Origin of the sequence: Duganella hordei (genome assembly GCF_040369125.1) — a bacterium.
Taxonomy (GTDB): Bacteria; Pseudomonadota; Gammaproteobacteria; order Burkholderiales; family Burkholderiaceae_D; genus Rugamonas; species Rugamonas hordei.
The window spans coordinates 250581-270264 of sequence record NZ_BPWI01000009.1 but is presented as its reverse complement, the minus strand read 5'-3'; the positions used below and the strand labels follow the sequence as shown (position 1 = coordinate 270264).

At 65.0% G+C, this 19684-nt stretch carries 15 protein-coding genes and 1 other RNA gene; 4 read left to right on the top strand and 12 right to left on the bottom strand.

Going from position 1 to position 19684, the window contains the following annotated elements:
• Positions 1 to 142 precede the first annotated feature (142 nt).
• Positions 143 to 470, bottom strand: a transfer-messenger RNA (tmRNA) gene (ssrA, locus tag ABWW33_RS21375).
• A gap of 113 nt (positions 471 to 583) precedes the next feature.
• On the opposite strand from ssrA, the gene ABWW33_RS21370 reads away from it, so the two are divergent.
• Both ABWW33_RS21370 and ABWW33_RS21365 read left to right on the top strand, forming a co-directional pair.
• A complete protein-coding gene (locus tag ABWW33_RS21370) occupies positions 584 to 1363 on the top strand; it encodes a hypothetical protein (RefSeq protein ID WP_353403652.1) in 780 nt (259 codons plus the stop codon).
• A gap of 266 nt (positions 1364 to 1629) precedes the next feature.
• Complete coding sequence (locus ABWW33_RS21365) at positions 1630 to 4860, top strand: di-heme oxidoredictase family protein (RefSeq protein WP_353403650.1); 3231 nt, start codon at positions 1630 to 1632, stop codon at positions 4858 to 4860.
• 50 nt (positions 4861 to 4910) lie between these two features.
• Here the strand turns inward: ABWW33_RS21365 and ABWW33_RS21360 are convergent, their stop codons facing one another.
• The 8 genes from ABWW33_RS21360 to ABWW33_RS21325 all read right to left on the bottom strand — a co-directional run bounded on the left by ABWW33_RS21360 (position 4911) and on the right by ABWW33_RS21325 (position 15340).
• On the bottom strand, positions 4911 to 8045 hold the full coding sequence (locus tag ABWW33_RS21360; RefSeq protein WP_353403648.1) for an efflux RND transporter permease subunit: 3135 nt from the start codon (positions 8043 to 8045) through the stop codon (positions 4911 to 4913).
• Positions 8042 to 9316, bottom strand: coding sequence for an efflux RND transporter periplasmic adaptor subunit (locus tag ABWW33_RS21355; protein ID WP_353403647.1), 1275 nt, complete (start codon positions 9314 to 9316; stop codon positions 8042 to 8044). Before ABWW33_RS21355 ends, ABWW33_RS21360 begins: the two co-directional genes overlap by 4 nt.
• Entirely contained in the window at positions 9313 to 10605 is a 1293-nt protein-coding gene (locus ABWW33_RS21350) for a TolC family protein (RefSeq protein ID WP_353403646.1), read from the bottom strand. The genes ABWW33_RS21355 and ABWW33_RS21350 overlap by 4 nt, the downstream gene beginning before the upstream one ends.
• Before the next feature lie 78 nt (positions 10606 to 10683).
• A complete protein-coding gene (locus tag ABWW33_RS21345; RefSeq protein ID WP_353403645.1) occupies positions 10684 to 11091 on the bottom strand; it encodes a hypothetical protein in 408 nt (135 codons plus the stop codon).
• A 39-nt stretch (positions 11092 to 11130) separates the two neighbouring features.
• Positions 11131 to 12132 (bottom strand): hypothetical protein, encoded by a 1002-nt coding sequence (locus ABWW33_RS21340; RefSeq protein WP_353403644.1) that lies wholly within the window; start codon positions 12130 to 12132, stop codon positions 11131 to 11133.
• Positions 12133 to 12171: 39 nt separating this feature from the next.
• On the bottom strand, positions 12172 to 13563 hold the full coding sequence (locus ABWW33_RS21335; protein WP_353403642.1) for a multicopper oxidase family protein: 1392 nt from the start codon (positions 13561 to 13563) through the stop codon (positions 12172 to 12174).
• Positions 13560 to 14918 carry a TolC family protein gene (locus ABWW33_RS21330; protein ID WP_353403641.1) on the bottom strand — a complete coding sequence of 453 codons (1359 nt, stop codon included), beginning with the start codon at positions 14916 to 14918 and terminating at the stop codon, positions 13560 to 13562. The genes ABWW33_RS21335 and ABWW33_RS21330 overlap by 4 nt, the downstream gene beginning before the upstream one ends.
• A gap of 53 nt (positions 14919 to 14971) precedes the next feature.
• Positions 14972 to 15340: a hypothetical protein gene (locus tag ABWW33_RS21325; protein ID WP_353403640.1), complete on the bottom strand. Its 369-nt coding sequence runs from the start codon at positions 15338 to 15340 to the stop codon at positions 14972 to 14974.
• A gap of 111 nt (positions 15341 to 15451) precedes the next feature.
• On the opposite strand from ABWW33_RS21325, the gene ABWW33_RS21320 reads away from it, so the two are divergent.
• Complete coding sequence (locus ABWW33_RS21320) at positions 15452 to 15667, top strand: VOC family protein (RefSeq protein WP_353403639.1); 216 nt, start codon at positions 15452 to 15454, stop codon at positions 15665 to 15667.
• Here ABWW33_RS21320 and ABWW33_RS21315 read toward each other — a convergent pair.
• Both ABWW33_RS21315 and ABWW33_RS21310 read right to left on the bottom strand, forming a co-directional pair.
• Positions 15645 to 15824: a hypothetical protein gene (locus ABWW33_RS21315; protein WP_353403638.1), complete on the bottom strand. Its 180-nt coding sequence runs from the start codon at positions 15822 to 15824 to the stop codon at positions 15645 to 15647. The two genes, ABWW33_RS21320 and ABWW33_RS21315, sit on opposite strands and share 23 nt — an antisense overlap.
• Positions 15821 to 16915, bottom strand: coding sequence for a PepSY-associated TM helix domain-containing protein (locus ABWW33_RS21310; protein WP_353403636.1), 1095 nt, complete (start codon positions 16913 to 16915; stop codon positions 15821 to 15823). The genes ABWW33_RS21315 and ABWW33_RS21310 overlap by 4 nt, the downstream gene beginning before the upstream one ends.
• Positions 16916 to 17009: 94 nt before the next feature.
• Between ABWW33_RS21310 and ABWW33_RS21305 the strand changes: the two genes are divergently transcribed.
• A complete protein-coding gene (locus ABWW33_RS21305; RefSeq protein WP_353403635.1) occupies positions 17010 to 19181 on the top strand; it encodes a TonB-dependent receptor in 2172 nt (723 codons plus the stop codon).
• Between the two features lies 1 nt (position 19182).
• Here the strand turns inward: ABWW33_RS21305 and ABWW33_RS21300 are convergent, their stop codons facing one another.
• Complete coding sequence (locus tag ABWW33_RS21300) at positions 19183 to 19680, bottom strand: TPM domain-containing protein (RefSeq protein WP_353403685.1); 498 nt, start codon at positions 19678 to 19680, stop codon at positions 19183 to 19185.
• Positions 19681 to 19684 lie beyond the last annotated feature (4 nt).

The following is a 19684-nucleotide window of genomic DNA, read 5'->3' as shown; positions in this document are numbered from 1 at the left end:
TCTTGCCGGCATGGAGGCGGCGCAGCGGCTGGCGCGTCGCCGAAAAAAACAGTGCGCCCAATGTACAGGTTGCGCCCTCTACGGCTGCCGACTATGGGAATGTCCGAAATTCCCGCTTGCGCACGGCATCTCTCGCTGCAAACGACAGAGTTGGTCCGGCCATTCTGTTCCCAAGCCTTCTTGCGAAGGGGCCGGTGTCTCGGCTTAACGGTGTTTAGGTGCCGTAAGCAAGAAATTGCGATTCATTTGCAATTATCGATTTGCGCTATTTACGTCAGACGCCTGACGTGATGTATCGCCGATTACTGGCCGCCCTGTCGAAACCTGTACACCCCCGTCAGATGCCGGCGCCTTCCGCCACGCGGAAGATCACCGGCATTTGGTGGAGGTGGGGGGAATCGAACCCCCGTCCAGCACGGTTTTAGCCTTTGAGTACGCGTTGTTCCGCACACACCAATACTGGTATGTGTAGGCTGCCGGTACCCAAGTTCCATGATTCGCAAGGCAGTCGTGGCGTGGAACCGTCGTCGATCCCGGGGTTACTCAAGGACACGTATGACGTCGTCTTCACGGGGAAGGATGCATGGGAATATTTGCGCGATTTGGCGTCTCCACGGATGCGTATATCGCACCTGACCCGCTGTCCCCTGCTGCCCCGTCCAGATCAGGCGCGGCGCCCGCTGTCGTGCCGCCCTTGTCCGGGCACGTCTATGCGCAGGCATCCGCTCCTCCCAAAAAGAACGCCTTGCAAATCAAGCTGCTGGCAACGCTCAATCACACATCCTCGGCAGGCATTCGAAATCTTGATGCGGCAAGCGCCGCGAAGACGATGGTCCGCGAGGACTTTTACACGAAAGAAGGCAACTTCAAATCCGCCAACAAATACAGCGCGAAGAAGGCATGGAGCGAAGAGAAGACCCGGCTGCTCGCATCCAATAGCGCAGTCAAGCAAATCAGGGCGGTCAAGGGCGACCGGCCAGCGATGGTGCGGGCCGCGCTGGCATCGAAGGGGCACAATTGCTTTGATCTGTCGCTCATTGCACAAGACTGTTTGCGCAGCTCGGGCAAGCAGGCAATACTCGGCGGCACGCCCGATCACGTCTTTGTCGTGGTCGGCGCGATTGAGCCAGGCCCCATGCCGAAAGACATGACGAAATGGCCCAAAGACCTGGCCATTTGCGACCCCTGGGCCAATATTGCCTGCCTGGCCAAGGACTATCCGGAGAAATTTACCGAGAAGATGGGGAAATGGGACTCGAAAGAAAAGTTCATCCTGGATAAGGACGTTCAACATCTCAGTCCAACCTCCGATCAGTGGTTAAAGCGCCAGCTTGAAGGCGACAAAGACGTCGGTGATGCCTAGCCGATGCCGATGTGCGGGCGCCGGCGGATACGATATTTCACCATATCAAAAAATAAAATGTGCTGTTCTCCCGGCAAAATTCCGTAACATCGTGCTATTTGACGCTTACAAAGTTTCTTGGCGCGCACGCTTGACATGCGCGATAACGCAAGATATCTTCATCGCCATTGCCTCATTGAAAGTTTTCTAAAACCTCAAGTCCGGGATGGAAACGTTTCCTATTATCGGAATGCTGCCGTAACAAACCACGTATAGGGTATAAAAAAATGAATACACCTCCGTATCGACAGCGCTTGCCGCTGCAACAGCTACGCAAGCTTCCCATCCAGGGCTTGCCATTGGCCCTGACCTTGCTGCTGGCCGCTTGCGGCGGCGGCAGCGCCGATTCCACCGCCAACGCGCCGCGCACCTTGAGCGCAATGAAAGTCCAGGGCGGCGCCGTGGCGTCGGCCGAGACCGCGTTGACGCCGGTCAGCGCCATCGCCAGCTCGTCCGAGCGCGGCGACCTGTCCGGAGCGGCAGCCATCGACCACAACGAAGGCACCCGCTGGAGCAGCGGCTTTAGCGACGACCAGTACCTGACGCTGGACTTCGGCAGCACGCAGACCATCACCCGCGTGCGTATCGACTGGGAAAACGCCCACGCAACCCAGTATCTACTGCAAGTGTCCGACGACAACTCGACCTGGACCACCATCAAGACCGTCGACAACAGCCAGGGCGGCACCGAGGACTTGACCGGACTGAACGGTCAAGGCCGCTACCTGCGCATGAAGGGCGTCAAGCGCTCGACCAATTACGGCTATTCGATCTTCGAGATCCAGGCCTTCACCGGCAGCCCTGCCACCACGCCGCCGCAGGACCCGATACCCGATCCGCCGCCGACGGTGCCGGTTGACGTGAGCAAGCCCGGCGTGGCCATCAAGCCGGTGGCGGCGACCTCGTCGGCCACGGAAAACGGCGGCCTGTCCGCCGCCATGGCGATCGACGGCCAGACCAACACCCGCTGGGCCAGCGCCCCCGAGGATGGCGCGTGGATACAGTTCGACTTCGGCGCCAAGGCCCAGGTCGGCTACATGAAGCTGCTGTGGGAAAACGCCTACGGCAAGCAGTACAACCTGCTGGTGTCGGACGACGGCCAGAAGTTCACGACGATCCGCACGGTGACCGCCGGCCAGGGCGGCACCGAGGAGTTCTTCAACCTCGGCGTCAACTCGCGCTACATCCGCCTGCAGGGCGTGGCTCGTGCGACGCAATACGGCTACTCGCTGTTCGAGGTCGAGTTCAAGACCCCGGGCAGCGACAACACCCTGTCCAGCGCCACCACGTCGGCCTTCAAGTTCCCGGCCAGCGGCGCCGGCCTGGCGCCGTTGCCCGCGGCTGAAGCGCTGGAGTCGCTGCAGTTCACGCTGCCCGACGGCACGCTGGTGACCCGCTTCGGCGCGCGCGGCCTGGCCCGCCACGGCCGCGAGCGCGGCGAGGAATGGAATGAAATCGGCTACGGCCCGAACGAGACCGTCGATCCGGTCACCGGCCTGCCGGTCGACAAGGGGCCGGGCAACTACCTGACCTTCGTGCCGCAATACTTCAAGAACCGCAGCTGGGGTGTCGAGGTCATCGACAACAGCCGCGTGGCCGGCGTCACCAAGCCCACGCTGACCGTCAACCAGTACACCACCGTCGACTTCCTCAAGGGCGGCGTGGCGTTCTTCCGCGCCATCGACCGGCCCGGCGTGACCGGCTACGGCTGGATGGCCCCGGGCCAGCTGGTCGACGACAACATCGCCATCTGCAAGCCGACCGCCTACCCGGCCAACAACCGCCTGACCAATGCCAACGGCATCAACGGGGGCTGCACCATCCAGGTCAGCAACTATCCCGGCATGACCGCGCTGGACGCCAACGGCTTCCCGAACGGCAAGGACATCCCTGCCCGGCCGCTGGTCGTCGGCGACGTGATCGAGGTGTCGCCGTCGATGTTCAGCACCACCGCGTCGATGACGGCCAAGGGCGACACCGGCGGCATCCGCTACTACTCGCAGGAATGGGTATACGTGGTCGGCTCCGGCCTGAAGCCGTGGTACGGCGTGCAGCCGCGCCTGAACTCGGTGCCGCTGCCGGATGAAACGCTGTCCGGCGGCCAAGGCTCGGTGTCCTACAACTACTCGGACAACGCGCTGTTCATGTTCCAGCAGCCTCACAACAACATCGGCATGCAGAACATGCAGCGCTTCGTCGAGGGACGCCGCCTGTTCCACACCAACTTCACCACCGGCGACCACAACGAGCCGGGCAACGACCGCTACGACGGCGCCGTCGGCCTGCAGGGACAGCGCTACAACCAGTCCTCGTGCTTCGCCTGCCACGTCAACAACGGCCGCAGCCCGGCGCCGACCGCGCTGAACCAGAAGCTCGACAGCATGTCGGTGCGGGTGGCGTCGATCGACGCCAGCGGCAACCAGCTGGCGCATCCGCAGTACGGCGCCGCCGTGCAGATGAACGCGGTGTCGCCGACCGGCGCGGCGCAGAACTGGGGCACCAACGTCAAGGTGGCCGCGTTTGAAACCAGCACGGTGACGCTGGCCGACGGCACCAAGGCCGAGCTGCGCAAGCCGACCTTGGCGTTCGAAGGCCCGGTGCCGGATGCGTATTCGCTGCGCGCCGCCCAGCCCATCATCGGCGCCGGCCTGCTTGAAGCGGTGCCGGAAGCCGACATCCTGGCGCGCGTGCGCAGCACGCCGGACGCCGACGGCGTCAAGGGCACGGCCAACTTCGTCTACGATCCGGAAAGCTCGGCGGTGCGCCTCGGCCGCTTCGGCTGGAAGGCGTCCAAGGCGACCTTGCGTCAACAGGCGTCCGCCGCGCTGCTGCAGGACATGTCGGTGACCTCGCCGGTGTACCGCAACCGCAGCTGCGGCACCGATCCGGCCGGCTGCTCGACCGCCGTCGCGCAGAAGGGCATTTCGGAAGCGGACCTGCAATCGATCTCGCGCTACCTGGCGCTGGTGGCCGTGCCTGCGCAACGCAGCCTGGCCAGCGGTTTCCCGAAAGGCGTGGCGCCTATCGACGAGCTGAACGTCAATCCGGCGCTGGTGTCGGCCGGCGCCAAAGTGTTCCAGGGCATGCGCTGCGTGGCCTGCCACACGGCGGAGATGAAGACCGGATCGGGCCACCTGTTTGCCGAGCTGCGCAACCAGACCATCCGTCCGTACAGCGACCTGCTGCTGCACGACATGGGCACCGGCCTGGCCGACAAGCTGGTCGAAGGCCAGGCCAAGGGCGGCATGTGGCGTACCGCGCCGCTGTGGGGCATCGGCTACACCGACAAGGTGATGGGCAACAGCGCCAAGGTCGGCTACCTGCACGACGGCCGCGCCCGCAACCTGACGGAAGCCATCCTGTGGCACGGCGGCGAGGCGGACGTTGCCCGCCAACGCTTCGAGAAACTGTCGAAGGCCGACCGCGACAGCCTGCTGGCGTTCCTGAAGTCGCTGTAACGTAGCATTCGCCAGCCGCCGGACAGTCCAGCTGTCCGGCGGCTTTTTATTTACGCAGCCGCACGGATGGACCTGCGCCGCAACAACAGGAACACCGCCGGCACCACGAACATCGACAGCAAGGGCGCGGTGATCATGCCGCCCACCATCGGCGCCGCGATGCGCTGCATGACCTCGGACCCCGTGCCCGACCCGATCATGACCGGCACCAGGCCGGCGATGATGACGGCGACCGTCATCGCCTTCGGCCTGACGCGCAGCACGGCACCTTCGCGTATGGCGTCAAGCAGGTCCGCCTCGCCCGGAACGCCTTGCGCCAGCCGGGCTTCCCACGCGTGCTTCAGGTACAACAGCATGATGACGCCGAACTCGGCCGACACGCCCGCCAAGGCGATGAAGCCGACGCCGCTGGCGACCGAAAGGTTATGGCCCAGCGCCCACAGCAGCCAGATGCCCCCGGCCAGCGCGAACGGCAACGTCGCCATGATCAGCACCGCCTCGTCGACGCGCTTGAAGGTCAGGTACAGCAGCACGAAGATGATCAGCAAGGTCATCGGCACGACGATCTTGAGCTTGGCTGTCGCCCGTTCAAGGTATTCGAATTGTCCGGACCACGACACCGAATAGCCAGCCGGCAGCACCACCTCCCTGGCGACGAGTTGCTGCATCTCATGCACCGCCGAGCTGAGATCCCGGCCCCGGATATCGACATACACCCAGCCCGACAGGCGCGCGTTCTCGCTCTTGAGCATGGGCGGACCGTCGTCGATGCGGATGGTGGCGACGTCGCCTAGCCGTATCTGCGCGCCGCGCTCGGTCTGCATCGGCAGCTCGCGCAATTTCTCGACCGAGTCGCGCACCTCGCGCGGATAGCGCACATTGATCGGAAAGCGCTGCAAGCCCTCGACCGTCTCGCCGATGTTGTCGTCGCCGATGGCGCTCGACACGACGCTCTGCACGTCGGCGATGTTCAGGCCATAGCGCGCCGCCGCGTCGCGGTCGATATGGATATCGACGTAGCGCCCGCCGTTGAGCCGCTCGGCAAGCGCCGACGACACGCCCGGCACGCGCTTGACGACCCGCTCGATCTCGCCGGTGATGCGGTCGATCTCCTGCAGGCTCGCGCCGGCCACCTTGACCCCGACCGGGCTCTTGATGCCGGTGGCCAGCATGTCGATGCGGTTGCGGATCGGCGGCACCCAGATATTGGACAGCCCCGGCACCTTGACGATGCGGTCGAGTTCCTCGACCAGCTTGTCGGTGGTCATGCCGGGCCGCCACTGATCGCGCGACTTGAACTGTATCGTCGTCTCGAACATTTCCAGCGGCGCCGGATCGGTGGCGGACTCCGCCCGGCCGGCCTTGCCGAACACGGACTGCACTTCCGGCACGGTCTTGATCAGCCGATCGGTCTGCTGCAGCAGCTGCGCCACCTTGCCGGCGCCGATGCCGGGCAAGGCGGACGGCATGTACAGCAGGTCGCCCTCGTCCAGCGGCGGCATGAATTCACCACCCAGGCGCGACATCGGCCAGATCGTCAGCAACGCGATCACGCCGGCCGCCATCAGCGTGGCTTTGGGACGGCGCAGCACCACTTCCAGCAGCGGCCGATAGAGCGCGATCAGCCACCGGTTCAGCGGATTTTTTTGCTCGGCGGGGATGCGTCCACGGATCAGGTAGCCCATCAGGACCGGGATCAAGGTCACCGCCAGGCCGGCAGCCGCCGCCATGGCGTAGGTCTTGGTGAAGGCCAGCGGCGCGAACAAGCGTCCCTCCTGTGCCTCCAGCGTGAACACCGGAATGAAGGACAGCACGATGATCAGCAGCGAGAAGAACAGTGCCGGGCCGACCTCGGCTGCGGCGTCGCCGATCACGGTCCACTGGGCCTCGCCTGCCAGCCGCTGGCCGGGGTGGGCGTGATTCCATGCCTCGATATGCTTGTGGGCGTTCTCTATCATCACGACCGCCGCGTCGACCATGGCCCCGATGGCGATCGCGATGCCGCCCAGTGACATGATGTTGGCATTCACGCCCTGGTAGGACATGACGATGTAGGCGATCAGTATGCCCAGCGGCAGCGAGACGATGGCCACCAGCGCCGAGCGGATGTGAAACAGGAAGATCGCGCAGACCAGCGCGACGACGATGAATTCCTCGATCAGCTTGTGCTCCAGATTGTCGACCGCGCGCTTGATCAGGTTGGAGCGGTCGTACACCGGAACGATCTCCACCCCGGGCGGCAGGCTGGATTTCAGTTTGCCGAGCTTGGCCTTGACGGCCTCGATGGTTTCCAGCGCGTTCTTCCCGGAGCGCATGACGATCACGCCGCCGGCGACTTCGCCCTCCCCGTCGAGGTCGGCGATGCCGCGCCGCATCTCCGGTCCCAGCCCGACGCGCGCCACGTCGCCCAAGCGCACCGCCACGCCCGCGTCGGTGGTCGTCAGCGGAATTTTCCGGAAGTCGTCGAGCGACTGCAAATAGCCGGACGCCCGCACCATGTATTCGGCCTCGCCCAGCTCCATCACCGAGCCGCCGCTTTCCTGGTTGGCGCGCTGCACGGCCTCGATCACCTTGCCGTGCGGGATGGCATAGGCGCGCAGCTTGTCGGGATCGAGCACGATCTGGTACTGGCGCACCATGCCGCCGACGCTGGCCACTTCCGCCACGTTCGGCACCGCCTTGAGCTCGAATTTCAGGAACCAGTCCTGCAGCGAGCGCAGCTGCGACAAGTCGAGTTTGCCGCTGCGGTCGACCAGCGCGTACTCGTAGATCCAGCCGACGCCTGTCGCATCCGGACCGAGCGCCGCCCTGGCCTGCGCGGGCAGACGGGATTGCACCTGGTTCAGGTATTCCAGCACGCGCGACCTGGCCCAGTAGGGATCGGTGCCGTCCTCGAACAAGACATAAACGAAGGAATCGCCGAAGAAGGAATAGCCGCGCACGGTCTTCGCCCCCGGCACCGACAGCATGGTGGTGGTCAGCGGATAGGTCACCTGGTTTTCGACGATTTGCGGCGCCTGTCCCGGATAGGTCGTGCGGATGATGACCTGCACGTCGGACAAATCCGGAATGGCGTCGAGCGGCGTGCGCGCCAGCGACCATGCGCCCCAGGCGGCGATGAACACGGTCGCCAGCAGCACCAGGAAGCGGTTGACGATAGACCAGCGTATCAGTCTGGCGATCATTTGCTCGCTCCCGCCGGCGCCATGGGCATCGTCGCGTCGTCCATGCGGTTCGTCGCTCCTTTCAGGCTGGCTTCGGAATCGAGCAGGAACTGGCCCGACAGGACAATTTTCTGCCCCGCGGCCAAGCCCTTGCGGACTTCGGTCAAACCACCGCCCTCGCCGCCCAGTTCCACATCGACCGGCTGGAACTTGCCGCCGTCCCGGGCCAGCACCACCACGCTGCGCGTGCCGGTCTGGATCACCGCCTCCGACGGCACCAGCAGGACATCGGCAGCGCGGTTGGACGCGAACTTGATCGTGGCGAACATGCCGGGAACCAGTTGTCCGCCGGTGTTGGCCAGTTCGATACGTGCCTTGAGTGTGCGCGTCGTAGTGCTCACTTCCGGCAGAACGGCGCCTACCCTGCCCTTGAACAGGCTTCCCGGGAGGGCCGGCGCGCGCGCCTCGACGGTATCGCCGGTTCGCACTCTGGCCGCCATGTTTTCGGGCACGTCCGCGTTCACCCAGACGGTGGAAAGGCCGTTGATGCGAAACAGCTGCGCCCCCGGCGCCACGGTCATGCCTTCGCGCGCGCCAAGCTCCGTGACCACGCCGCCGGTGGGCGCGTAAATGGTGGTGCGCGGCTGAACCTTGCCACTCGATTCGACCAGCCGGATCTGCCCGTCGGACATGCCGGCAAGCCGCATGCGCTGGCGCGCACCGTCGACCAGCGAGGCAGTATCGCCGCCTTGCATGCGGCGCGCCGCCAGGTATTCCTCCTGCGCCGCGATCCAGTCGGGCACGTACAAGTCGGCCAGCGGCTGCCCCTGCCGGACCGGGTCGAGCGGAGCGCGCACATACAGGCGCTCGACAAAACCGTTGCTGCGGGCTTGGACCAAGGCCACGTCGCGTTCGTTGTACGCGACGCTGCCGACCGCGACCACGCCGGAGGGCAGCTTGCCGGCAGTGACTATCGCCGTCCGCACGCCCAGGTTTTGCTGGACCCGGGGGCTGATGGCGACGCCACCATCGTCGCTGTCGGCGCCGGCATAGACCGGCACCAGCTGCATGTCCATGAACGGCGACTTGCCCGGCTTGTCGAACTTTTGGCCGGGCACCATCGGGTCATGCCAGTAGAGCGGCTTCTTGCCGGCGGGGCCGGCTGCCGCCGTCGCTTCGTCATGTTTCGGCATGGCTTGCATGCCCTGATGCACGCCAAATTGATAGATGGCGTAACCGCCGGCGGCGACGGCGATCGCGATCAACAGCGCGAGCGTTTTCTTGTTCTTCATTTGGATTCCTGAGGAAAGAGGAAATTCAGTTGTACCCACAGCCGCGCGGTATCTAGCTCAAGCTGCAGCGCCTGCATGCGGGTTTCCGATTCGTTGCGTCTTGCGGCCAGCACCTCGGCCAGCGTCGCCTTGCCGCCACGGTAGGCGGCCAGCACCGCCTGGCTGCGTTCGCCGGCCAGCGGCAGCACTTCGCGCGCATACCGGGCAACCCGCTCCTTGCCGCTCTGCCACTCGACGATCATGGCGCGGGTCGCTGCGACATGGTCGCGCAGCATCTCGTCGCGCTCGGCCTTGGCCTGCTCGGCCAGGGCGAGCTTGGCGGCCAGGTCGCGGTCCTGCCGGTTCTTCCTGTCCCATTGCAGCGGCACCGAAATGCCGACCGACACCATGTTCGAATAGGCAGGGCCGCGCTGTTGGAACGCGACCTCCACGCTCCAGTCGGCGCGCCGGTTGGCCTGCGCCAGCTTGACGTCGGCTTGTGCGATGTCCTCCTGCCGGTTCAGCACCGCGATCTGCGAATGGTGAGCGAGGTCGCCGTCGAGCGAGGCCGGATCCAGACGGATGTTGTCGATGTCGGGCGCCCCGGCCACGGTGGTCTCGCCGCCGGTCCACCGGGCCAGCATGGTGCGCGCGACGCGAAGGCGGCGTCCAATTTCGCTGCCGCGGTCGTCGAGCATGAGCAAGGCGGAACGGGCCGCGAGGATGTCGGCCTGACTGCCGCGCCCGCCACGGTGGGCGGCCTCGGCGGCCTCGATCTCCTGGCGCGACAGGGCCGTCTGCTTGATAACGGCCTCGGCCATCTGTTCGGTGTAGAACACCTCCAGCCAGGAGATCGCGGTGTCGCGTTGAACGGCGGCCGTTGCGGCCTCTTTTTCGGCCTGCGCCTTGTCCGCTTCACGTTCAAGGCGCGCGGAACGCCAATGCAATTTGTCGGCGCTCGTCAATTCCTGCGATACACCGACGCGCCGCATGGTCATGAAGTCATTGCCCAGACTGAACCGGTCGGCACCGCTGACCGGCAGATTATCGACGCCCAGCTTGAGCACGGGATCGGGCAGTTGGCCGGCCGCGACAGCCATCTCATGTGCGGCGGCCGCCGCCTGATCCTGCGCGCTCAGCTGGCGCGAGCGGGCGACTGCTTGTTGTTGGGCCTGGGCCAGCGTGAGCGGCTGGGGCGCCGCCTGCGCATCGTGGGCGGCGGCGAGGAATGCGAGCGCAAGTCCGATCGTCGACGACAAGCGAAGACGGCCGGCGCGCGCATAAAAATGCACGAATAAGGGGGATGACATGGTAGCTCCAGAATGCGACGGACAACATCGCGCTCGCCGGTCCCGGCGACGCGATGACGAACTAGGCGGTCTGGAGTTTTAAATGCGGAAACAGCAGTTGCGGATGGCGACGGGCGGCGCCGTGCTTCGCGTCAGCGCGACCGGCGGATAGGGCTTTGCTTCAGGAATCAAGGCGGCAGCGAAAAACTGCAAATCCAGCACGAGCGCGGCCGGCACGAACGGCGGCACGTCGGGCGTTGGTGTTTTATCGAGCGACTGTTTGGACGGCTCGCCATGCGCGTACAGGTGGCAAAGCGCCGGCCGCGCAGCATCCATGCCTTGGCAGTTTGGCATGTCGGCCATGACGGCCTGCGCCGATGCCGCACTACCATTGCTTCCCGCCGGCATTCCCGGACACACGTACGATGCCACAGCAAACTGCATATACAGCATGCTGAGCATCGCGACGATGGCCGTCAGAAAGCGCGAGAAACGGGAAGTTTTCATTGATGAGAAGGCACTATTCGGATAATTATTTCAAGCCTATCATAGTTCGGGGCGGGGGCCATCAGGCCGCCTGCCCGCGCGCTTATCGACCGGCCTCTCCAGCCAGGACTCGCGCCAATAAAGATCGCTCGAGCGAGGACAATTTGCCACGCACGGACCGCCGCACTGGATGCCTTTGAGGACCACGGTATTTGCGAGGGGGATCATCTTGCCGGTCTTTTCCAGTATCATTTTCCGGATCGGGAAGGCCACTTCGTACTGTTTGCCGATGGCAGGCAGCATGGTCGGCACGAAGCCCAGGCCCTTGTTCTTACCCTGGGGATCGAGTTGCCGGGCGATCTCCGGAGCGGACTTGACGCGTACGATGTCGCCGGCCGCCAGGGCGAGGTCGCCCCTGGTGGGATGGGCGTTCTCGCCCAGGATGGCGTTGGGCTCCTCCCCATCCGACAAGCGTCGCCGCAGCGTTAGCCACACCAGAGTCAGGAAGTCCCTCAGCCGGACCTCACCGGTCCACACGTCGCGGGCGAAGGCAGCGACTGCCCAGCGCGACAAGGGTTTGGTGGCCGCGAGCAGCTCGGTGGATTGGCAAATATAGCGCTCGCCGTCACGGGTGACGAAACGTTGGGCCGGGACGGCGGGCGGAGCATGGGCGGCTGCCGGCTTGGCCCCGGGAGCGGGTACCAGCCACCGTTCGTGCCAGAAAAGCAGGCAACGCCGTTCGCACCCGTCGTGAAACTCGCCGCCGCAACGGGACGCCTCCAGGAAGACGGCTTTGCCCAAGCGGCGCATGCCGTAGCCCTCCACACAGGTTTTGTCCGCGCGCCGATGCACATTCAGCACGGCGCCGCAGAAACGGACCATCTCCGGCATGAACAGGATGCCATCGCATTTACCCTTCCCGTCGAGCGTTGCCAATATCTCTTCGAGAGAACGTACTTGCACCGGCATACCATGCACCAACCGCTTCATGTTGCCTCCCCAGGCAAAGGTCCACTGACAATTTTCTGACCTTTCCTCGACAGAGGCTTTGACCTTGCGCATGCGACGCGACATCCATGCCGGCATTCCCGGGCACACACATCAGTGGCCGCTATGTCCGGTCGGCTTACGCACGGTCATTTCGACATCCGGCTGGTTCACGGCCGGCATCGACTGCCCGCCCGCGCTGTAGTTGCGCGCCGGTTCGGGCAGCGCGCCAGTCCATTCACGGGCCACCGTGCCGGGCGGATGCTTGTACCAGCCCGGATCGGTGTAGTCGCCCCGCTTCTGGTCCTCGCGCACCTTGACCACCGTGAACATGCCGCCCATCTCGACGCCGCCGAACGGTCCCTCGCCCATCATCATCGGCAGGGTGTTTTCCGGCAGCGGCATTTCCATGCCGCCCATCGAACCGCCCTTGTCGCCCATGGTCATGTAGGACGGGACGATCTTGTTGATCTTCTCGGCAATGCCGCTGTGGTCCACGCCTATCATGTTCGGCACGTTGTGGCCCATCGCGTTCATCGTGTGGTGCGACTTGTGGCAGTGGAACGACCAGTCGCCCGGCTCGCTGGCGACGAACTCGATCGCGCGCATCTGGCCGACCGCGACGTCGGTGGTCACCTCGGGCCAGCGCGCTGCCGGCGGAATCCAGCCGCCGTCGGTGCCGGTCACCACGAACTCGTGGCCGTGCAGGTGGATCGGATGGTTCGTCATCGTCAGGTTGCCGACACGGATGCGCACCTTGTCGCCCTGCCGCACCGGCATCGAGGCGATGCCGGGGAACACGCGGCTGTTGAAGGTCCACAGGTTAAAGTCCAGCATGGTGTTGGTCTTGGGCGTGTAGCTGCCCGGATCGATATCGTAGGCATTGAGCAGGAACACGAAGTCCCGGTCCACCGCGTGCTGCGTGTGGTCCTTCGGATGCGTGACCCAGAAGCCCATCATGCCCATCGCCATCTGCGTCATTTCGTCGGCGTGCGGGTGGTACATGAAGGTGCCTGGCCGCCTGGCGACGAACTCGTAGACAAAGGTCTTGCCCGGCGCGATGCCCGGCTGGGTCAGGCCGGTCACGCCGTCCATGCCGTTCGGCAAGCGCTGGCCGTGCCAGTGGACGCTGGTATGCTCGGGCAGCTTGTTGGTGACGAAGATGCGCACGCGGTCGCCCTCCACCACCTCGATCGTCGGTCCCGGCGACTGGCCGTTGTAGCCCCACAGATTGGCCTTCATGCCCGGCCCCATCTCGCGCACCACCGGTTCGGCGATCAGGTGGAATTCCTTGACGCCGTTATTCATCCGCCACGGCAGCGACCAGCCGTTGAGCGTGACCACCGGATTGAACGGACGGCCGTTCGGCGGCAGCGGCGGCACATGGGTGTCGGCGTTGTTCATCGTCACCGCCTCCGGCAAGGTGGCCGCGCCGGCCTTGCTGACGGCCGCAGCGCTGACGGCCACGGCGCCTGCGCCCTTAAAGAAATCTCTGCGTGAAATCATTGTGCGTTCCTTGTGTCGTTGTTGCCGCCGCCGTTGATGGCACCTTGCAGTTGCGTTTCGGCGATCCAGAAATCGCGCTGGGTGTCGATGGCGGTGTTGACGCTGGCGAGCTGCTCGCGCGCATCGGTCAGCAGTTCGAACACGCTGGCCAGCATGCCGTTGTAGCGCAGCAGAACCTCGTCCGATATCTGCTTGCGCAGCGGCACCACTTCATCCCGGTAGTGGCGCGCGATGTCGTAGGTGGTGCGGTAGGCGGAATACGCCACCCGCACGTCGGAGCGGGCGCGCAATGCCGTGTCGGCGGTGCGGTACACGGCCTGCATGTACTGCGCCTGGGCGCGGGCGACCTTGGCGCCGCCCCAATCGAACAGCGGCAGTTCCAGCGAGACCTGATAGCCGTTCTCGCGCGGCTTGCCGCTGGTGCTCTTGTTGGCGTAGCCGGCGTCGAACACGTTGATGAAGCCGGTGGCCTTGGTCAGGCCGAGGGCGTCGGCGGTGGCCTCCGTGTCGCGCCGCGCGGCCAGCACATCGAGGCGCTGCGCCAAGGCCTGGGCTTCCGCGTTATTCATTTCCTGCGGCTGCGGCGGCAAATCCGGCAAGCGATCCGGCAGCGTGAAGCTCTGCTGCTCGCTGGACAGGCCCAGCAGGCGGACCAGCTGTTCGCGCGAGGCCAGCGCTTCATGGCGCGTGCGCGCCAGCTGCGTCACCGCCTCCTGATGGAAGGCGCGTTCCCGGGCCTGATCGAGCTTGCTCCAGTTGCCAGCCTTGGCCATCTGGGCCGCCAGCTCGGACGATGCTTCGGCGGCTGCCTGCACCTGCTCGGCAAACGCCGCCGATTGCGCGGCCGCCACCGCCGTGAACCAGGCGCGGCGGGTGTCGCCGGCCAGTTGCACCGCTTGCGCGGCGGCCTGCAGCTTGGCCTGCTCGAAGCGGCCGGCCTCGATGCGCGAGCGTGCCGGCAGCGTCAGCAGACCGGCAATGTCGAACATGATGCCGCGGTCGATTTCGGTTTCGCCGCCGCCGCGTATGCGGCCGAAGCTCAGGCTGGGATTGCGCAGGCGGCCCGCCTGCACCAGGTCGGCCTCCGACGCGCCCAGTTCGGCAAACGAGGCTTTCAATGCCGGGCTGTTCATCAGCGCGATGCGCACGGCGCTGTCGGCCGTCAGCGGCTGGGCCAGCAGGAGTTGGACTTGTTGATCGTTGTTGGCGCCATCCCTGGCGAGGGCGGCGGGCTGCCCGATGCGCTCGGCCGTCAGGCGTGAAACGTCGTTCATGCCGCCGTCGGCGGACAAGCTGGCACAGCCGCCAAGCAGCAAGGCGCCGGCCGCCAGCAGCGGTAGTCGAAAATGAGTCATGTTGATTCCTGGAAAATGTCGAACAAACGGGCTAACCCGTGGCTACGGCAAGCTCAGGACATGCGGGGAGGACGCTCGAGCGTAGCGGGAATGTAGGCGGTCATGGCCGGTTCTCCGGCGCTGATACCGCTGCCGGAATATACGGCCGGCAAGGTGACTGCCGGCACGCCCGGCGGCGCCGACGCACCGGCGCAGCAGCCGGCGCAGTGATTGCATTTGCCATGCTCGACGGCGCTTGCCTTGCTCTTGCCGGCCTCGGCTGACGCGCAATGGCCGGCATGCGCCGCCGGCTGCGCCGCCACCGGCGCCGGCATCGTCAGCGCGGCGATGGGCATGACGGCCGCCGCCACGGCCTGCAAAGGCAAGGCGGCGATCAACATCCACAACAGGAACCGAACGAGTGTGCGCATAGTGGTCAGCATGGTACCGCAGTCACTCCGACCACGGCAAGTATGCAAGAATACACCTTCCTATTGCGGGAAGGTCAAGCGAAAGCGAGGAAATTATGAAACCAATGTCGCGCTGAGCTTCAGGTGGTACCAGTCGCTGTTCGGCTGCGGCTGTTCTTCCGCGTGGATGACTTCGATGAAGCCCTGCTGCGCGCAAGCACGCTGGCCCCAACACTGGAAGAAGAACCTCACGTCAACCCCGCCACGGGTACCCGGGAATTCGCACTCAGCGATCCCGACGGCTACTACGTCATGGTCAGCGCGCTCGCCGCCTTCGTCACTTCGAGCGGCGGGTTCTGAGGCCGTACCAGGCGCCCGCCAGCACCGGTATGCCCAGGGCGACGGCGGACAGGTAGTCCCACACGCCGTCGCCGACCAGCGCCGAAATCAGGCCGATGATGGTGAGGACAGCCAGCACAATCGGCGCGCCCCACAGCCGCATGAAGGCGCCGTTCATCGCCCGCCTCCCTTTCTCTTCAACCACAGATACAGGCCGCTGCCCAGCACGATGATGGTGGCGATGTCCAGCATCGCCCACAGGAACTGCATCCATCCGCCACCGTAGTCGCCGAAGTGCAGCGGCTGCGAGATCAGCATGGCGGTCAGATACCACGGCAGCGCGCGGCGGTCGGTGACCTGGGTGGTTTGTGCGTCGATCAGCACCGGCTTGTACAGGCGCGAAGTCAGCGCCTCGTCGCCGCGCATGAAGACGCCGTAGTGATGCGGACTGGCGAACGGCGTGCCGGGGAAGGCGACGAAGCCTATCTTCATGCCCGGTTCGGCCGCGCGCGCGTTGACCAGGGACTTCTGCATCGAGCCCAGCTTCGCCGGCGGCGGCTGGCCTTTGTACGGCGCGATCATCTCGGCCATCTCGGTGAACTGCCAGTACTTCAGCAGCAGGTCGGCCCAGGTATTGATCATGCCGGTGGCGCCGACCACCAGCGCCCAGGTCAGCGTGACAACGCCCAGCAGGTTGTGCAGGTCCAGCCACTTCAGGCGCGGGCCGCGCTCGCGCCGCACCTCGCCGAAATCCAGCTTGCGCATGAACGGCGCATACAACACCACGCCGGTGACGATCGCGACCACCAGCAGCAATCCCATCAAGCCGAGGAACAGCTTGCCCCACAAGCCGGCGTACAAATCCACGTGCAGGTGGAACATCACGCCGATGAAGCTCCCCTCAAGACTGGGCTGCGCCAGCACCCTGGCGGTGCGTGCGTCGACCGCGATGGACTTGTAGCCCTCGTCGGTGGGATGGTCGCCCAGGGTCAGGTTCCAGATGTTCGGCTCGTCCGCTTCCTGCGAGATGTACATCATGATCTTGCCGGGATACATGGCCTTGCCGGCGGCGATGATGGTGTCGAGGTCCGCCTTTGGCGCGTCGGGCGCCATCTCGGGTGCCTGCACGCCGTTGCCCAGCAGATGGTCGATTTCGTGGTGGTAGATCAGCGGCAGGCCGGTCAGGCACAGCAGCAGCATGAAAACGGTGCAAACCAGGCTGCTCCATTTGTGTATCCATGCCCAGCGGCGTACGGTATTGGTGTTCATTCCGCAATGATAATGCAAATCACTCTCATTTAGTGGCGAAAATCGCCCGCCGCCGATATAATGAGAATCAATCGCATTTAAATGAAGAATAAATATGCCCACGTCCGCTCTGAAACTGTCCCCGTTCGCCCTTGCCGCCGCCCTGCTGATGCATGCCGCGGCGCAGGCTCAATCCGCATCCGCCGCATCCATTCAGACCGTCGTCATCAGCGCTTCGGCCGATGCATCGGCCGATGGCCTGTCCAAGGACTACGCCGGCGGCCAGGTCGCGCGCGGCGGCCGCCTCGGGCTGCTCGGCAATGTCGACATGATGGACACGCCTTTCAACACGCTGAACTTCACGCAAGCGCTGATCCAGGACCAGCAAGCCCGCAGCGTCGCCGACGTGCTGCAGAACGATCCGTCGGTGCGCGTGGCGCGCGGCTTCGGCAACTACCAGGAGCTGTATGTGATCCGCGGCTTCCCGGTCAATTCGGACGACCTGGCCTACAACGGCTTGTACGGCCTGCTGCCGCGCCAATTCGTGGCGTCGGAACTGCTGGAGCGCGTGGAAGTCTTCCGCGGCGCGAACTCCTTCCTGAACGGCGCGGCGCCGGGCGGTGGCGGCGTGGGCGGCTCGATCAACCTGCTGCCCAAGCGCGCCAGCAACAACCCGCTGACCCAGCTGACGCTGGGCGTCGAAGCCGGCGGCCAGGGCTATGCGGCGGTTGACATCGGCCGCCGCTTTGGCGCAGACGGCAACACCGGCGTCCGCGTCAACGCCGCCCGCCGCGACGGCGACACCGGCGTCGACCGCGAACACCGCGAACTGACCATGGCATCGGTCGGCGTCGACTTCGAAGCACGCGATTTCCGCCTGTCCGCCGACGTCGGCTACCAGGACCACAAGCTGAAAGGCGCGCGTCCCAGCGTGACCGTCAACACCGGCATCGCCCTGCCCGCCGCGCCTGACGCCAGCAGCAACTGGTCGCAGAAATGGACGCACTCGAACGAGCGCGACACCTTCGGCACCCTGCGCGGCGAGGCCGACCTGGCCAGGGACGTGGTCGCGTGGGCCGCGTTCGGCGCACGCAGCGGCGACGAGTCCAACATCCTGGCCGCGCCCACCGTCGCCAAGGCCGACGGCAGCGCCAGCATGTACCGCTTCGACAACGAGCGCCACGACAGCGTGCGCACCGGCGAGGTCGGCGTGCGCGCCAGGCTGAGCACCGGCGCCGTCGGCCACAACCTGAGCGCGACCGCATCCAGCTACTGGCAGGAATCGCGCAACGCCTATGCCTTCAGTAATTTCAGCGGCTTTGCGACCAGCATCTACGCACCGGTCGACGTGGCAGCGCCGGCTGCCGACTTCTTCGCCGGCGGCGTGTTGAGCGATCCCAAGCTGACCAGCAAGACCATCCTGTCCAGCTACGCCGTGGCCGATACGCTGTCGCTGCTGGACGACAAGCTGCTGGTGACGATCGGTGCACGCAACCAGACCATCAACACCGACAGCTATGACTACAACAACACCGCCACGCTGTCGCACTACAATGAAAGCAAGGTGACGCCGGTGGCCGGCATCGTCTACAAACCATCGAAGAACGTTTCGCTGTACGCAAACTATATCGAAGGCCTGCAGCAAGGCGCCGTCGCTTCCGGCCAGAACATCGACAACATCGGAGAAGCATTCGCGCCGTTCACGTCGAAGCAGAAGGAAGTCGGCGTCAAGTACGATGGCGGCACGCTGGGCGCCAGCGCGGCGCTGTTCACCACCAACCAGCCGTCGGCCTATGTGCAGAACAATCACTTCGGCGTGTTCGGCGAGCAGCGCAACCAAGGCCTGGAGCTGACGGTGTTCGGCGTTCCGCTGCACGGCCTGCGCGTGCTGGGCGGCCTGACGCTGCTCGATGCAACCCAGCGCGTGACGGCCGGTGCGGTCAACCAGGGCAAGGACGTGATCGGCGTGCCGGATACGCAGCTGAACATCGGCGCCGAATGGGATGTGCCGGGCGTTCGCGGCCTGGACCTGAATGCCCGCGCCCTGTACACGTCGTCGCAGTACGCGGACGGCACCAACAAGCAGCAGCTGCCGTCGTGGAACCGCCTGGACATCGGTGCCAGCTACGCCACCCGCATCGCCGAACGCAACGTGACCTTCCGCGCGCGCATCGACAACGTCGCCGATAAAAACTACTGGGCCTCGGCCGGCGGCTACCCCGGCTCCGGCTACCTGGTACTGGGCGCACCGCGCACGATCGTGATATCAGGCTCGGTCGATTTCTAATCTACAGCAGCACGACCTTGTCGGGCAGCTCGTTGCGGCGGGCGCCGTGGGATGGGAAATACGTCGTCAACAACCGGGTGATCGCCTGGATGCCGTCGATGACGCCCTGTTCGTAGCGTCCGCCGCGAAACGCGGTTTCCATGCCGCGGCAGATTCGCTCCCATTCGGGCGCGCCGGTCTTCGCGTGCACGCCCCGATCGGCCACGATTTCCACCGAATGATCGGCCAGCAGCAGGTAGATCAACACGCCGTTGCGCTCATCGGTATCCCATATCCGCAGCAGCGAAAACATATCGATCGCGCGCTCCCTCGCGGATTGATCGCGGTACAGCAGCGAAGCCGGCAGGCCTCCTTCCACGGCAAAACGGATTTCGCCCAGGTGTGCCGCTTCGCTGGTCTTGATCTCCTGTTCAATGGCGGCCAATGCGCTTGGAGGGAACGCGCGCTCCACCTGCCAATGCGTCAACACTGCATGCCGCAAGATGCGCTTCATGTTGATCTTC